The sequence below is a fragment of the Pseudomonas aestiva genome (genome assembly GCF_039908605.1).
Classification (GTDB): domain Bacteria; phylum Pseudomonadota; class Gammaproteobacteria; order Pseudomonadales; family Pseudomonadaceae; genus Chryseomonas; species Chryseomonas aestiva.
Genome location: NZ_CP150916.1, coordinates 4,146,156 through 4,162,706 on the forward strand (window position 1 = coordinate 4,146,156; position 16,551 = coordinate 4,162,706).

Sequence of the window (16,551 nt, forward strand, 5' to 3'; positions counted from 1 at the left end):
AGGAATGTTCGGATGAAAACCGGTCCCTCTCGTGCCTCCCCGTTCTCCGCGCCTCGTGCGCTGCTCGCCAGCCTGGTCCTGGGCGGCGGTCTGCTGCTCGCGGGCTGCGCCGGCAATCCGCCGACCGCGCAGATGGCCGTGACCCAGTCGGCCGTCAACGAAGCCGTGAGCGGCGGCGGCAACCAGTTCGCTCCGATCGAGACCAAGTCGGCCCAGGACAAGTGGACCCAGGCCCAGGCAGCCCTGTCCAACGAGAAGTACGACGAAGCCAAGCAACTGGCCGAGCAGGCCGAGTGGGATGCCCGTCTGGCGACCCGCAAGACCCAGGCCGCCAAGGCCGCGGCGGCGCTGCAGGATGCCCAGAACAGCATCCAGCAGATCCGTGAGGAAGGTCAGATCAACCTGCAGCTGCAACAGAATCTACAGAAAAAGGTGCAGCAGTAAGGCTGCCCGCTCTCTTGAAGGACGAAACCATGCGTAAACGTTTTCTGCTCCCGCTGATGTCGGCGCTGACCCTGACCCTGGCCGCCTGCGCCACCCCGCCCAACCCCAATCTGGAAAAGGCGCGCAACGACTACGCCGCCCTCGAATCCCAGCCCCAGGCCACCCAGCTGGCGGCACTGGAAACCAAGGATGCCGGCACCTGGCTGGCCAAGACCGACAAGGCCTACAAGGACGGTGAGAACGAGCGCACCGTCGACCAGTTGGCCTACCTGACCCAGCAACGCATCCAGACCGCCATGCAGACCATCAAGCTGCGCATGGCCGAGGCCGAGCTGAAGAAGGTCGACGCCCAGCGCGGCGAAACCCGCCTGAACACCCGCACCGAGCAGCTGCAGCAACTGCAGAAGGCGATCAAGTAAGGTTCAGGGCGCAGGGTTCTTTCGGGAATCCTGCGCCTCCTGCCGTGGTCCTCTACTGACCTGCGAGCGTCCTGCTCGCCACAGTCCGGAGGATCTCTCATGCACGCCATACGCCTACGCAAACCCGGTGGTCTGGACCAGCTGGAAGCCTGCGAACTGCCTGATCCCGGGCAGCCGGGGGCTGGCGAGATCCGGGTGCGGATCAAGGCCAGCTCGCTGAATTTCCATGACCTGGGCGTGGTGCTGGGCAAGATGCCGACCGCCGATGGGCGCATTCCGATGTCCGACGGCGCCGGCGTGGTCGAGGCCGTGGGCGCCGGGGTCAGCGAATTCGCCGTGGGCGATCACGTGGTCTCGACCTTCTTTCCCCACTGGCTGGATGGCGAGCCGCCCATCGATGACTTTTCCACGACCCCTGGCGATGGCGTCGACGGCTTCGCCTGCGAGGTGGTGGTACGCCCGGCCACGGCCTTCACCCTGGCGCCCAAGGGCTACAGCCATGCCGAGGCGGCGACCCTGACCACCGCCGGACTCACCGCCTGGCGCGCCCTGGTGGTGGATGGCGGACTCAAGGCCGGCGACAGCGTGCTGGTCATGGGTACCGGCGGGGTGTCGATCTTCGCCCTGCAAATGGCCAAGGCCATGGGCGCCACGGTGATCGCCACCTCCTCCTCGGACGAGAAGCTGCAGCGCGCCTATGCCCTGGGCGCCGATCACCTGATCAATTACCGCGACGAACCGGAATGGGGTGCCAAGGTGCAGGCCATCACCGGCGGCCGTGGCGTCGACATCGTGGTGGAAGTGGGCGGCCCGGCGACCCTGGCGCAGTCGATCCAGGCCGCGCGTATCCATGGTCACCTGGCGCTGATCGGGGTGCTCACCGGCGTCGAGGGGCAAGTCCCCACGGCCAATCTAATGCGCCGCCATCAGCGGCTGCAGGGGCTGATCGTCGGCAGCCGTCGCCAGCAGCAGGAGATGATCAAGGCGCTGGAAGGCAACGGCATTAAGCCGGTCATCGATCGCAGTTATCCGCTAGACGAAATCGCCGCGGCCTTCGCCTTCCAGAAGGACGGCAGCCACTTCGGCAAGATCGTCCTGGAGTTCTAACAATGGTCAGACAAAAGCCGGACTGACACCGGCAAGGCTCTGCTAGACTTCCGGAATCGTCTCGTCGCGTTCCGGAAGTCTCGATGACCTCGCCAGATCCCCTTCCCTATCTCGTCGTCATCGAAGACAACAGCCTGCTCGCCGAGCTGCTGAGCAACCATCTCGAAGACCGCCTCTGCTGGACCTGTCGGCAGTTCGACAATGCCGACGATGCCCTGGTGCATCTGCTCCAGCAGCAGCAGGCCCCCGGGCTGGTGATCACCGATCACCTGATGCCCGGCCAGCTGCGCGGCGGTGAGCTGGCCGAAATGCTGCTCCAGCGCTGGCCTGCGCTGCCCATGGTCATCACCTCGGGCTATGGCTACGAGATCACCACGGCGCTGCCCCCGCAGGTGATATTCCTGCAGAAGCCCTGGACGCTCGATGAGGTGGATTCGGCGGTACGCCTCGCACGCGCACGTCAGGCGGACGGTTAGACGCCCAGCTGGCCGCAGGCCTTCAGCAACTGGTCGATGGTCCAGGGCTTGGGCAGGAACAGCGCCCGGTCTTCGCGTTCGGCGTACTGCTGTCCGGTATAGCCGGACGACACCAGTATCGGCAACTGCGGAAAACGTTGGCGGACCTGTTTGGCCAGGGCGAGACCATCCAGCCGACCGGGCATGCGCACGTCGGTGAAGAGGAGATCAGGCGGCAGCGGGTCGGCTTCGAACCAGCACCAGGCGGCATCGGCGGTGTCGAACGACTGGACGGCATAACCCTCCATCTCGAACACCTCCGTCGCCAGCGATCGCAGTACAGGATCGTCCTCGACTACCAGCACAGTGGTAACGGCTGCGGAAGAAACTACATCGGTCATGGCAACGCTACTTCATTAGTACGACTAAATAGACCGAAATTACTCGAATTGGATCACAACCCTCGGATGGACGGCTGGCCGCTTGGTACCGGCACTTGTCTGATGCCGTAACGGCTACTTAATTCCCTGCCTGTCGGAAAAAGGTGCTGGCAGATCGCTAGCCGGCGCCCGACTCTCTTACTCTAAGGCTCTTGCTGGACGTCATTGGCGTCCGCTTCCGCTGCCCACGCGCTTGAAAGATCCCATGGCTGAATCCGCTCCCTCCCACGCTGAACTCCAGGCCGAAGTCCGCCGCCTCCGCGCCGCGCTCGACCAGTGCACCGCGCTGCCACCCCAGGACGCCCAGCGGCGCCTGGCGATCTTCGATGGCGCCATCGATTTCGCCATGGTCGTACTGGATCCGGCCGGGGTCATCACCGACTGGAACACCGGCGCCGAGCGCCTGCTGGGCTGGACCGCCACAGAGATTCGCGGCGCCCCGGCAGAGTGCTTCTTCACCCCGGAAGACAACCGGAACGGCCGGGCCGCGCTGGAAATGCGGCTGGCGCTGCAGGACGGTCGCGCCGAAGACGAACGCTGGCACCTGCGGCGCGACGGCACCCGCTTCTGGGCCAGCGGCGAGATGCATCCGCTGCACGACGACGCCGGCCGCCATACCGGCTTCGTCAAGATCCTGCGCGACCGCACCCCCCAGCATCTGGCCGGCGAGGCCCTGCGTGACAGCCAGCGCCACGTCGGCGAGGTACAGCGGCAACTGGCGGAGAGCGAGCGCTACTGGCGCGGCCTGTTCGAGCAACTGGACGAGGGCTTCATCCTTGGCACCATCCTGCGTGATGACCAGGGCCATGGCCGGGACTGGCGCTACGACCAGGTCAACCGCGCCTGGTGCACCCACTTCGGCCTGAGCGCGGAGCAGACGATCGGCCAGACCGCCCGCACCCTGTTTCCCGAACTCGAAGACCTCTGGGTGGAGGATTTCACCCGGGTGGTGGATACCGGCCAGTCGTTCAGCTACGTGCGGCAATTCCAATTCAACGGCCGCTGGTACGAGGGCCATGCGCACAAGGCTGGCCCGGACAGCTTTCTGGTGCTGTTCCTGGATGTCACCGAGCGCGAGCAGGCCGCCCAGGCCACCCGTGACGAAGAGCGCTATCGCCGCGCCCTGGCGGAGTTGGGCGAAGGCTTCAGCCAGCTGAACGACATCGAGGCGGTCACCGAACTCGCCTGCACCGCCCTGGGCACCATCCTGAATGCCCATCTGGTGGGCTACGGTCTGGTGGACGCCGAGACCGAGACCATCGCCGTGGAACGCGACTGGACGATCCCGGGCGCCCGCAGCCTGATGGGCACGCTGAATTTTCGCGACTACGGCAGCTACAGCGAGGCCTTCAAGCGCGGCGAAACCGTGGTGATCGAGGACGTGCAGCAAGACCCTCGTACCCGTGACAACCTCGCGGCCCTGCAACGCCTGGAGACCCGCGCCCTCGTCAACCTGCCGCTGTTCGAGCACGGCAACCTGGTGGCCCTGCTCTATGTCTGTTCCAGTCAGCCGCGGCGCTGGACGCCGGCCGAGCTGCAGTTCATCCGCGAGGTCGCCAATCGCACCCGCTCGGCCACGGCGCGACTGACCGCGGAACGTGCCCTGCGCGACAGCGAACTCAATCTGCGCCTGGTGGCCGACACCCTGCCCTGCCTGATCGCCTTCGTCGATCGCGACCTGATCTATCGCTTCGCCAATATCGAGGCGCCCAAGTGGTTCAAGGACGCGCCGCAGAGCATCTTGGGCCGCAGCATGGCCGAGGTGTTCGCGCCGGAGCTGTTCGCCGCCCGGCGTCCGGCCATCCAGGCCGCCCTGGACGGTACCCCGGCGCGACTGGACCTGCCGTGGGCCTGGCCGGATGGCCGCCGGCGCATCGCCGACATCCACTACCGCCCACGGCGCGATGCGCGCGGTGCGGTGGACGGCTTCTATGTCTTCGCCCAGGACGTCACCATCCAGCGCGACGCCCAGGCGCTGATCCAGGCGCAGAATCTCAGCCTCAGCCAGGAGGTCCAGGCCCGTACCGCCGAGCGCGATCGGCTCTGGGCGCTCAGCGAAGACCTGCTGCTCACCGCCGACTTCACCGGGCAGCTCCTGCGGGTCAGCCCGTCTTGGTCGCGCGGCCTGGGCTATTCCGAGGCCGAGTTGCTCAGCCGCCCCTACACCGAACTCATCCATCCCGATGATCTGCCCGGCGTGCTGGTGGCGCTGGACGAACTGCGCCGCAGCGGCCTGCCGGCGCGGGTGGAGAATCGCGTCCAGGCGGCGGACGGCAGCTGGCGCTGGCTGTCCTGGACGCTGTCGATGGACACCGAACAGGATCGCCTCACCGGCGCCGGGCGCGACATCACCCGGGAAAAGGACGCCGCGGAAACCCAGGCGCTGCTGGAAGAGCAGTTGCGCCAGTCGCAGAAGATGGAAGCGGTCGGCCAACTCACCGGCGGCCTGGCCCACGACTTCAACAACCTGCTCGCCGGTATCGTCGGCAGTCTGGACCTGCTCACGGTGCGCATCGGCCAGGGTCGGCTGAACAATCTCGAGCGCTACACCACCGCCGCCCAGGGCGCCGCCATTCGCGCCGCCGCCCTGACCCACCGGCTGCTGGCCTTTTCCCGCCGGCAGACGCTGGACCCCAAGCCCACCGACGTCAATCGCCTGGTGGCCGGCATGGAAGACCTGATCCGCCGCACGGTGGGGCCGGCGATCCAGATCGAGGTGGTGGCCAGCAGCGAGCTGTGGTCGACCCTGGTCGATCCGCCGCAGCTGGAAAACGCCCTGCTCAATCTCTGCATCAACGCCCGCGACGCCATGCCCGAGGGCGGCCGGATCTTCATCGAGACCGCCAATCGGGCGCTGGATGCGCGCATGGGCCGGGTCCGCGACCTCGACCCGGGCGAATACATCGCCCTCTCGGTGACCGACAACGGCTGCGGCATGCCGCCCGAGGTGATCGCCAAGGCCTTCGATCCCTTCTTCACCACCAAGCCGATCGGGGTGGGCACCGGGCTCGGCCTGTCGATGATCTACGGCTTCGTGCGCCAGTCCGGCGGCCAGGCACGCATCCATTCCCAGGTCGATCAGGGCACCAGCGTCACCCTCTTCCTGCCGCGCCATCGCGAAGTGGCCACTGGCGTTGACCTCGCCGCCAGCCAGCCGACCCTGCCGCGCCAGGGCCACGGCGAAACGGTGCTGGTGGTGGATGACGAACCCACGGTGCGGATGCTGGTGGTGGAGGTGCTGGAAGAACTGGGCTACGCCGCCCTGGAAGCGGCGGATGCCAGCTCCGGGCTGCGCCTGCTGGAATCCGATGTGCGCATCGACCTGCTGATCAGCGATGTCGGCCTGCCTGGCGGGATGAACGGCCGGCAGATGGCCGATGCCGCCCGCCAGCGCCGCCCCGGACTCAAGGTGCTGTTCATCACCGGCTACGCCGAAAATGCCGTGGTCGGCAACGGCCACCTGGAGCCCGGCATGCACGTGATGACCAAACCCTTCGCCATGGACGCCCTGGCGGTGCGCATCCGCGATCTGATCGTAGGGACCTGAGGGCCGCTTTCGAGCGGATCACCCCCTCACCCCAGCCCTCTCCCAGAGGGAGAGGGGGCGGTTGGGATGCCCTGGGTGGATAAGGGTGCAGCCTTCCACGAATGGAGGCAGGCTTGCCCAGTGGAAAACGCTGCGCGGTTTTCCACGCTACGGTGACGCTGCCGGAGTGCACGAACCACAACCCCGCACCAGGCTTAATCGCCCCCTCTCCCCCTGGGAGAGGGCTGGGGTGAGGGCGCTCCAGCACAGAGGCTTCGCCGCGCTCAACCCAACCTACCGGATCTCCGTCGGCACCCGCACCCAGCCTTCCATCAGGCGGCGGGCGCTGCGGCTCATGCTGGCCTTTTCCACCTGCCAGATACCGGCGACCTCGCGGGCCTGGGCGCCGACCGCCACAGTGCCGGCGGTGTGCGCTATCCGTACCTGGCGACCGCCCAGGTTGCCGGTCAGGGCATGAACCAGGGTCCCGGGTAGCGCCGCGGCCACCGCCACGGCGACCGCGCCGGTACCGGGGATGGCGTGATGCAGCTTGCCCATGGAGATCATCCGCGCGATGACATCGAGTTCCTCGGCCTGCACCTGCTTGCCACCGGCTACCCGGTAGGTCTGGGGCGCGGCGACCAGGCACAGCTTGGGCGTATGCGGGCGTTCCGCCGTCGCCTGGGCAGCCGTGGCGGCCAGGCCCATGGCGACCGCGCCCGCTGCGCGCAGGGTTTCCATGCGCGCCAGCAGCGCCGCATCGCCGTTGATCTGCGCCTGGGTCTCGGTGCCGCTGAGACCCAGGGTCTCCGCCCGCACGAAAATGGTGGGATTGCCGGCATTGAGCAGGGTCACCGGCAGTCGGCCCAGCTCCGGAACATAGAGTTCGTCAACGGCCCGCCCGGTGGGCAGCACGCTGCCATCGGTACCGGTGGGGTCGAGAAAATCGAGCACCACCTCGGCCGCCGGAAAGGCCACGCCGTCGAAACGAAAATCGCCTTCTTCCTGCACCTCGCCATTGGCCATGGGGACATGGGCGAGAATGCGCTTGCCGAGATTGGCCTGCCAGATGCGTACCCTGGCCATGCCCTCGCGCGGCGCCTCGACTAGCCCCTCGCTGATGGCGAAGGGCCCGACGGCGGCGCTGAGATTGCCGCAGTTGCCCGACCAGTCGATCACCGGGGCCTCGATGGCCGGGGCGCCGAACAGGTAGTCGACGTCACAGTCCGGGCGGCTGGAGGGCGCGATCACCACCACCTTGCTGGTGCTGGAGGTGGCGCCGCCCATGCCGTCGATCTGCTTGCCGTAGGGATCGGGGCTGCCGATCACCCGCAGCAGCAGCGCATCGCGCGCCGGACCGGCCGGCGGCAGGTCGCGGCCATGGAAGAACACGCCCTTGCTGGAACCGCCGCGCATGTAGACGGCGGGAATACGCAGTTGCGGCATCTAAGGTCTCCCATGGGGTGCCTAGGCGAGATAGCGCCCGAACCAGCCCAGGGTACGGTCCCAGGCCAGGCGCGCGGCGGCTTCGTCGTAGCGCGGGGTGGAATCGTTGTGGAAACCATGGTTGGTGCCGGCATAGCGATGCACCTCATAGGTCTTGCCGGCCGCCTTGAGCGCCGCTTCGTAGGCGGCAGCGCCCTCGTTGATGCGCGGATCGTTCTCGGCGTAATGGATCAGCAGCGGCGCCTTGATCGCGGCCACCTCCTCGGCGCGCGGCTGGCGACCATAGAAGGGCACGGCCGCAGCCAGTTCGGGATAGGCCACGGCGGCCGCATTGGCCACCCCGCCGCCGTAGCAGAAACCGGTGATGCCGACCTTGCCGGTGCTGAATTCGTGGCCCATCAGGGTTTCCACGGCGGCGAAGAAGTCGTTCATCAGTTTCTCGGGATCGACCTGCTGCTGCAGTTCGCGGCCCTTGTCGTCGTTGCCGGGATAGCCGCCCATGGAGGTGAGGCCGTCCGGCGCCAGGGCCAGATAGCCGGCCTTGGCCAGGCGTCGGGCGACGTCTTCGATATAGGGATTGAGGCCGCGATTCTCGTGGACCACAACCACCGCCGGCACCTTGCCGCTGGCCTTGGCCGGGCGCACCAGATAACCGCGGACCCGCCCATGCCCCTTGGGCGAGGGATAGTAGACGTATTCGGCGACGATATCCGGATCGGTGAACTCGACCTGGGTGGCCAGGGCATAGTTGGGTGTCAGGGCCGCCAGCACTCCGGTGGCCGACAGCCCCAGCACCGCGGCGCAGGCGCCGGCACGGTCGAGGAAGTCGCGACGGCTGATGCGACCGTGCACATAGAAGTCGTAGAGTTCGAGCAGTTCGGGCGAGAAATCCTTGGCGGTGAGGCGGGTCATCGCGGCGCTCCTCTGGCGGGAAACAAGGCATCCGGCCCGATTGGCCAGGCGCCCTGGGGGCTCCCGAGTGTGCCGCGAATCATCTGACTATGCCACTGCCCGTCTTAGCTGGAGACCTGCAATGCGTGCAGCACGGCGATCAGCGCCTCGAAGCTGACCGGCTTGTTCAGATGCCGGTTGAAGCCCGCCGCCCGCGCCTTGTCGACGTCCAGCCGGGTGCCATAGCCGGACAGCGCCACCGCCGGGGTGCCGACGTTGCGATCGCCCGCCCGCACCTGGCGCAGGAATTCGTGGCCGTCCATCTCCGGCATGCCGATGTCGGAAAGGATGATGTCGAAATCCTGCGTCTGGGCCAGCAGCAGGCCCTGCCGGGAATCGGTGGCGGTAGTGACTCGCACGCCCTCCTCCTCCAGCAGCAGCTGCAGGGTCTCGACGATGTCGGGAGAGTCGTCCACCAGCAGGACCCGCAATCCGGCGATGGATTGGTCATCCGCGCGCGCCTCCGGCGCAAGCCGCCGCTCGTCCTCGCACAGGGGCAGCCAGACGCTGAAGCGCGCGCCCTGGTCGAGTCCGGCGGAATGGGCTTCGATGCGCCCGCCGTGGGCTTCCACCAGTTGTTTGACCAGTGCCAGGCCGATCCCAAGGCCGTGCTGGGCGCGGGCGGTGTACTTCATTTCCGCCTGGCCGAACATCTCGAACACCCGCGGCAGGAAGTCCGGCTCTATACCCTGGCCGGTATCGGTGACGTCCAGCCGGGCTTCAACGCCTTCGATCCCCAGGGCGATCTCCACCCGCCCACCGGCCGGGGTGAACTTGACGGCATTGTTGAGCAGATTCCAGACGATCTGGCCGACACGGGTCGCGTCCGCCTGCACAAACAGCGGCGCTTTCAGTAGCTGCAGGCTGCTGACCTCGACCTCACCCGCCAGCGGCCGGATCACCTCGACGATCTCGCGCAGCTGCTGCACCAGATCCAGGCTCTGGCGCTCCAGCTTGAGCTTGCCGGTACGGATACGCGACAGGTCGAGCAGGTCGTCGATGATCTGCGCCTGGCTGCGCACGGCGCGCTGGATGGCCTCGGTGGCACGCCGCGCCAGGGGCACGTCGCGCAGCACCGGCGAACGGGTCAGCAGCTCGCTGTTGAGCTGGATGAGATTGAGCGGGTGCTTGAGTTCGTGGGACATCACCGCGAAGAACTCGTCCTTGAGCTGCACCAGGGCGCGCTGCTGTGCCTGCTGATTGGCATTCTCGCTGGCACGGACGTGATCGGCGGTGGCGTCCCGGGCGATCTTGGCATAGCCGCGACCGCCCGAGGCATTGCTCATGCGACTGAGTACCCCGGTGCAATAGAGGCGGCTGCCATCCTTGCGCCTGAGCCAGCGTTCATCCTGAGCGGCGCCCTGCTCGTCGGCCTGGCGCAGCTCCGCTTCCGGAACCTGGGCGGCCAGGTCTTCCGGCGTGAAGATCAGGCCCATGGGCTGCCCCAGCGCCTCGCGTTCGCTATAGCCGAACAGCCGGGTGGCGCCCCCGTTCCAGCTGTTGATGATGCCGCCGGCATCCAGGGTGACGATGGCATAGTCATGGATGTTCTGCGCCATGAGGCGCATGTTTTCCTCGCCATCGCGGGCACGATCCTGGGCCTTGCGCCGCTCGGTGATGTCGATGAAGGTCAGCACCGCACCTTCGATGCGGTCCTCCGCGGTACGGTAGGGCAGCAACCGGGCCAGGTACCAGCGGTCATCGTGGCTGCGAACCTCCCGCTCGATCTGGCCGAGGGACTCGAAGACCTGATTGGCATCGGTGGCCAGCTCCGGATAGTCCAGGCGATGGGTGATGTCGAGCAGCGAGCGGCCGGTATCGCTGACGATGATGTTGAAGATGCTGGCGGCGCGCGGCGTGAATCGCTTGATGCGCATGCCCCGGTCGACGAACACCGTGGCGATGTCGGTGGAGGTGATGAGGTTCTGCAGATCGTCGTTGATCTTGCCGGTTTCCTCGATCTTGGACTTGAGCTCGTAGTTGACGGTGATCAGCTCTTCGTTGATCGACTGCAACTCTTCCTTGCTGGTCTCCAGCTCCTCGGTGGCCGAGCGCAATTCCTCGTTGATCGCCTGCAGCTCTTCGTTGGAGGCCTTGAGCTCCTCGGTGGAGGTCTCGGACTGCTCGATGGTCAGCTGCAGCTGCTCCTTGGTGCGCTGCAACTCGGCTTCCAGCTGGGTGAGGACGCTGTCCTTGGCTTCGACGTGATCGCTGACGGAATCGGCGCTCATGACATCTTCGACTTCATCGAAGAGCACCAGCAGGTAGTCGGTGTTGGTGTCGCTGTCGCGGAACGGCCGTACCACCATGTTGATGTAGTAGCTGCGGTCGTCGCGCTGGATATGCACGCGTCGCGCCTCGACGCTCTTGTTGCTCTGCAGCGCCTGAAACAGGGCGGTACGCAGCTCCAGGCGCAACTCCTCCAGCACCAGCGCCGGCAGGCTGTAGCTGGGCTCGCCGCCGACGTACCTCAGGAAGCGCCCGGCCCGCTCGGAGAGGTGCACGATGTTGGATTCGCGATCGACGATGATGCTTGGCGGGGCATATTGCTCCAGCACCCGCTGATGCACCTCGGCAAAGGACACCTTGTTGCGCCGACCGACCTGGTGCGGTGGCAGGCGCACGCTGTGCACACCCGGATTGAGATTGAGCAGCGGCGTGGGACGCACCACGCTGGTCGTGTGCTTGGCCCGATAGATGCGGTTCTTCTTGTCGACCGTGGCGAACAGGCTGCTCTGCACATCGGCCGACTCGGAACTGCCGAGAAACAGGTAGCCACCCGGCTTGAGGGCGAAATGGAAGGTGTGCAGGATCTCGGCCTGCACCTCGCGATCCAGATAGATCAGCAGATTGCGGCAGCTGATGAGATCGAGCCGGGAAAACGGCGGATCGCTGAGCAGGTTGTGCTGGGCGAACAGCACCTTCTCGCGCAGCTCCTTTTTCACCCGGTACTGATTCTGCTCCCTGAGCAGGTGCTGGCGCAGCCGGGCGGGGGCGACGTCGGTGACGATGGAACCGGGATAGACGCCATAGCGCGCCATCGCCAGGGCGTGCTCGTCGAGATCGGTGGCAAAGACCTGCAGGCGCGCGTCCGACTGGCGCAACTCGGCCTGCTCGGTCAGCAGCATGGCCAGCGAATAGGCCTCCTCACCGCTGGAGCAGGCGGCGCTCCACACCCGCAGCTCCTGATCCTCCCCGGCCGGCAGGTGCTCGAATAATTCCGGAATGACGTCGCGTTCCAGGGCCTCGAAGGCCTCGCGGTCGCGGAAGAAATTGGTCACGCCGATGAGCATGTCCTTGAGCAGCGCCGGTGTCTCTTCCGGATGATCATGGAGAAAACCGGCATAGGCCGGCATGTCGGCGATGGCGTTCACCTGCATGCGCCGCTCCACCCGGCGCAATACCGTGGCGGTCTTGTATTGCTTGAAATTGTGCCCGGTACGGGTGCGCAGCAGGGTGAGGATGTCGCGCAGCGCCAGTTGCATGGCCTTGCTCGACGGACCTGGAATCCGGGCTTCGAGATCGAGCTGGTGCAACTCGCCCTGGCTCAGGGTACTGAGGGTGGCGGCCAGCTCCAGCAGCTTTTGCGGCATCTCCACCACCGGCAGGACGAAGTCCACCACGCCGGCGGTGATGGCGCTCTTGGGCATGGAATCGAATTCGGCATCTTCCGGCGCCTGGGCGAGGGTCACCCCGCCCTGCTCCTTGATACGCCCCAGGCCCACCGAGCCATCGGCACCATTACCCGACAGGACGATGGCGACGGCATGGGTCTTGTGCACGTCGGCCAGGGCGCGAAAGAACAGGTCCACGGCGACATGATCGCCCTGGGGGCGCTCCGCCGGAGCCAGTCGCAGGTAACCGTCGTTCATGGTCAGATCGGAGCCGGGCGGGATCACATAGACGTGCTCGGCCTGGATGGGCACCGGCTGGGTGACCTGCTGCACCGGCAAGCGGGTCACTCGCTGCAGGATCTCGTCGAGATGACTCTGGTGCTCCCGCGACAGGTGCATCACCACCACGAAGGCCATGCCGCAATCGGCCGGCAGGGCTTCGAAGAAATGCAGCAGCGCCTGGATACCCCCGGCAGAGGCCCCAATCCCCACCACCGGAAACGGCAGGTCGCTGGGGGTCAGGTTCCTGGAGTTGTTGGGTCGGGCCACATCCGCCTGGTCGCTCATCTATCCGCCGTCTGAAAATCCGTAGTAAAGGGTGCGGCCGCGACCGCACCGGGCCCGCCTAGGACAGAAGGTCCATTCCGGCACGAAAGCCCCGCCGTCGGCGCGAGTATAACGAGCGCTCGCCACAAGGGCGGGTATCAGCCTGCCGTTAGGGGAAGCAGCCGATGTTTCCCCCACGTCCATGGGACCGAGGGGCGGTATGCGAGTGCGAACGGAGCCGCGTGTCGGATGCGTCGTCACTCTGGATACGCGCTTATCGCAGGCCATGGCGGTCCGCCGATGTGGCCGCTCCTGCAGGCTCCGACCTAACGGTAGGAGCGGCCCTTGGCCACGATAGATCCTGCGCGGGACTCGCCCCCTCTCCCACGTGGGGAGGAGAGTTGAGAGCATAAGGAAAGCTGGCGCTAGGATTCCGGTATTCCCGGTTGCTGGGCGAACCAGACAAGGAAGGCGGCCAGCCGCTGGTTGAATTCGGCGGCGCCCGCCTGAGGCCGCAGGGCTTCGGTGTAGAAGAACTCGAGCGCCGCCCCTTGCTCGGGATGCAGCCGCACCGCACGTGCCCGATGCTCTTCCAACGTCCAGGGCCAGTCGATCTCGTCGGTCCGACGCAGCACCAGAAGCGCGCGCAGTAGCCGTCGCGCCGCCTCCCGTTGTAGGCGCAGACGCTCGTCAGGCAGCTTGCCTACGGCGAGGGTGTGCAGATACCCCTGCAGCACAGGCACCACCGCGCCGTTCACTGCCCGAGCGACGGCAGCCTCTGGCTTGAACGGGGTAAAACGCCGCGCCAGATCCTCGCCCCATAGCCAGCGGCAATGATGCCTGAGCCAGAACCCCCAACTGAGGCGGTTGGCAGAGGCCAGGGCCTCGGCCCGGCGCCCCAGGTCGAAATCGATCTTGCTGACTTCGGGGTGGCCAAGCTCCAGCGCGCGCCGCAGTTGTTCCAGCTGGATCACCTGGGTGCCCGGGCAGGCATCGCTCAGGATCAGCGTGAGGTCCAGATCCGACTGCCCCAACCGCGCGCGACCCTCGGCCACGCTGCCATAGACATAGAGCGCGACTAGATGCGTGCCCAGCAAGGATGGCAACTGGCTGCGCACGGCGGCTAGCACCGCCTGGTACTCGGTCTGGAAGGGCACTTCCGGCACCTGGCGGATAAAACCCGCCGCATCCAATCCGCTTTTTGCCCTGCGCATCAGAACAACCCCAACTGCTGATCCAGCAACCGATCGAAGCGGTCGCCGACGAAGGGCAGGATGGCGTCGGCCACCGGCGCCAGCTGGCGCTGCACATAGTGATCGTAGTCCGGCGGCGCATGGGGCAGTTCGACCGGTTCGGCGCCCGAGGTGGTGATCAGGTAGCTGATCCAGCCGCCGCGGCGAAAGCGGCTGCGGCGTCCCAGGCGGGCGTTTTCCGCCTCCAGCAGCCGCGCCGCGCGGACCTGCGGCGAGAGGTTGCTCTGGTACTCCTCCAGCGGCCGGCGCAGGCGCTTGCGATAGACCAGCAGGTCGTCGAAGTCGCCGGCGCGGGTCTGGGCGACGAAGTCACGCACATAGTCCTCGTGGGGCTCGCCGGTGAAGATGCGCAGATACAGCTCGCGCTGGAAGCGCTGGGCCAACGGCGACCAGTCGCTGCGCACCGTCTCCAGGCCCTTGAACACCAGTTCCGGCTGACCCTCGGCACCCGGTCGCAGCCCGGCGTATCTTTTCTTGCTGCCCTCCTCCGCGCCGCGGATGGTGGGCATGAGAAAGCGGCTGAAGTGGGTCTCGTACTGCAGCTCCAGGTGGCTTTCCAGTCCCAGCTCGGTCTGCAGCTGCGCGCGCCAGTGGGCATTGACCGCCGCCACCAGGTCGCGACCGATGCGCTCGGCCTCGGCTTCGGCATGGGCAGCCCCGAGCCAGACGAAGGTGGAGTCGGTGTCGCCATAGATCACCCGATGACCGCGCGCCTCGATCAGCTCGCGGGTCTGGTGCATCACCGCGTGGCCGCGCAGGGTGATGGACGAGGCCAGGCGGTGATCGAAGAAACGGCAGTGAGGGGTGCCCAGCACGCCATAGAAGCTGTTCATGATGATCTTCAGCGCCTGGGCCAGGGGTGCGTTGCCGGCGCGCTTGGCGGCGTCGCGCCCCTCCCAGACCCGCGCCACCATCTCCGGCAGGCAGTGCCGGGTGCGATGGAAGCGCGCGCCGCGAAAGCCCGGTACCGTCTCGTCCTCGGGCAGCGCCAGGCCCTCCACCAGGCCCACCGGATCGATGAGAAAGGTGCGGATCAACGAGGGATAGAGGCTCTTGTAGTCCAGCACCAGCACCGAGTCGTAGAGTCCGGGCCGGGAATCCATGACGAACCCCCCAGGGCTGGCCTCGGGCGGCTGGGCGCCGAGATTAGGCGCGACGAAACCCTGGCGGTGCATCAGCGGCAGATAAAGGTGGTAGAAGGCGGCGATGGAGGCGCCATGGCGCTCCAGCGGCAGGCCGGTGACACTGGCGCGCTCCAGCAGGAAACGCAGCAGCCCGGTCTTGGCGAAGATCCGCGTGACCAGTTCGCAATCCACGAGGTTGTAGCGCGCCAGGGCGCTCTTCTCGCCGGCGAACATGCGGTTGATCGAGGCCATGCGGTCGTGGGGATTGTCGATGGCCTTGCCCTCGCCCAGCAGGCTGCGGCTGACGTTTTCCAGGCTGTAGGAGGGAAACACCCAGGTCGCCGACTTGAGCGCCTCCACCCCGTCGATGATCGGCCGTCCGGCCAGCAGGGCGTGGAAGGGCCGGCCCTGGCCGCCGGGTTCGTAGCGATCGTCCTCGGCGGCGCCCCGGCCCAGGTGCAGCGGCACATCCAGTTTGCGCGCGTGCTCGTGAAGCACGCGGATGTCGAACTGCAGCACGCTCCAGCCGATGATGACGTCAGGATCATGGCGCGCCATCCAGGCGTTGAGGCGTTCGAGCAGAGTGGCGCGGTCGGCGACGTATTCCAGGTCGAAGTCCACCGCGGCGTCTTCGCCAGTGGGGGGGCCGAGCATGTACACCTGACGCTGGCCGCAGCCGTGCAGGCCGATGCTGTAGAGCTCGCCGCGCTCGCTGGTCTCGATGTCCAGCGACAGGGTGCGCAGCGTGGGGCGATAGTCGGGATCCGGCCGCAAGGGCGCGCCGTCGGTGGTGGGCAGCGTCACCGGCGCGGTGATGAAGCGTTCCATGAGAAAGCGATCCGCCGGGGCGATGTCCGTCTCGTAGACCTCGATGCCGGCGGCGGGGAGGCGCTGCTCCAGTTCGCGCAGGGTGCGATAGCGCGGCGCATAGAGCCCCAGGACGGGGCGCCGCTGGAAGTCCTGCAGCGCCAGCTCGCGGATCTCCACCCCGGCCGGCAGCAGGCGCTCGATGTCCGCCCGTCGCGCGGCCGGGGCGAAGGCCACCGCCTGCTGCCCCGGCACTCGCAGCTGGTGCGGACCGTTGTCGGTGGCGAACCAGAACACCAGCTCCATCCCGGTGGAAGTCTCGCGCCAGAGGCGTGTCAGCAAGAAACCCTGGACGGCGGCCAAAGCAATGGCACTCCTCGACATGGATGAAGGGTCCATTCTCGCAAGGCCAGCCGATA

At 66.7% G+C, this 16,551-nt stretch carries 10 protein-coding genes and 1 pseudogene; 5 read left to right on the forward strand and 6 right to left on the reverse strand.

Annotated elements, in window-relative coordinates; translation table 11 throughout:
- The first annotated feature begins 12 nt into the window (after positions 1-12).
- From AABM56_RS19255 to AABM56_RS19270, 4 genes and pseudogenes are all read left to right on the forward strand, one after another.
- A complete protein-coding gene (locus AABM56_RS19255; RefSeq protein ID WP_187980324.1) occupies positions 13-444 on the forward strand; it encodes a DUF4398 domain-containing protein in 432 nt (143 codons plus the stop codon).
- 29 nt (positions 445-473) lie between these two features.
- A pseudogene (locus AABM56_RS19260) lies at positions 474-848 on the forward strand (DUF4398 domain-containing protein); the annotation flags it as partial.
- 114 nt (positions 849-962) lie between these two features.
- Positions 963-1,970 (forward strand): NAD(P)-dependent alcohol dehydrogenase, encoded by a 1,008-nt coding sequence (locus AABM56_RS19265; protein WP_133861407.1) that lies wholly within the window; start codon positions 963-965, stop codon positions 1,968-1,970.
- A gap of 83 nt (positions 1,971-2,053) precedes the next feature.
- A complete protein-coding gene (locus AABM56_RS19270; RefSeq protein WP_133861408.1) occupies positions 2,054-2,446 on the forward strand; it encodes a response regulator in 393 nt (130 codons plus the stop codon).
- Here the strand turns inward: AABM56_RS19270 and AABM56_RS19275 are convergent.
- Positions 2,443-2,826 carry a response regulator gene (locus tag AABM56_RS19275; protein WP_051226123.1) on the reverse strand — a complete coding sequence of 128 codons (384 nt, stop codon included), beginning with the start codon at positions 2,824-2,826 and terminating at the stop codon, positions 2,443-2,445. The genes AABM56_RS19270 and AABM56_RS19275 overlap by 4 nt on opposite strands.
- A gap of 244 nt (positions 2,827-3,070) precedes the next feature.
- On the opposite strand from AABM56_RS19275, the gene AABM56_RS19280 reads away from it, so the two are divergent.
- Positions 3,071-6,412 carry a PAS domain S-box protein gene (locus AABM56_RS19280; RefSeq protein ID WP_347883642.1) on the forward strand — a complete coding sequence of 1,114 codons (3,342 nt, stop codon included), beginning with the start codon at positions 3,071-3,073 and terminating at the stop codon, positions 6,410-6,412.
- A gap of 273 nt (positions 6,413-6,685) precedes the next feature.
- Here AABM56_RS19280 and prpF read toward each other — a convergent pair whose 3' ends face one another.
- From prpF to AABM56_RS19305, 5 genes are all read right to left on the reverse strand, one after another.
- On the reverse strand, positions 6,686-7,837 hold the full coding sequence (prpF, locus tag AABM56_RS19285) for a 2-methylaconitate cis-trans isomerase PrpF (RefSeq protein WP_347883643.1): 1,152 nt from the start codon (positions 7,835-7,837) through the stop codon (positions 6,686-6,688).
- A 21-nt stretch (positions 7,838-7,858) separates the two neighbouring features.
- Positions 7,859-8,749, reverse strand: a complete 891-nt coding sequence (gene yghX / locus AABM56_RS19290; RefSeq protein ID WP_133861411.1) for a YghX family hydrolase — start codon at positions 8,747-8,749, stop codon at positions 7,859-7,861.
- 104 nt (positions 8,750-8,853) lie between these two features.
- Positions 8,854-12,969 carry a CheR family methyltransferase gene (locus tag AABM56_RS19295; protein WP_263259622.1) on the reverse strand — a complete coding sequence of 1,372 codons (4,116 nt, stop codon included), beginning with the start codon at positions 12,967-12,969 and terminating at the stop codon, positions 8,854-8,856.
- A gap of 404 nt (positions 12,970-13,373) precedes the next feature.
- Entirely contained in the window at positions 13,374-14,162 is a 789-nt protein-coding gene (locus tag AABM56_RS19300) for a nucleotidyltransferase domain-containing protein (RefSeq protein ID WP_347883644.1), read from the reverse strand.
- Positions 14,162-16,495, reverse strand: coding sequence for a DNA polymerase II (locus tag AABM56_RS19305; protein ID WP_347883645.1), 2,334 nt, complete (start codon positions 16,493-16,495; stop codon positions 14,162-14,164). The genes AABM56_RS19300 and AABM56_RS19305 overlap by 1 nt, the downstream gene beginning before the upstream one ends.
- Positions 16,496-16,551 lie beyond the last annotated feature (56 nt).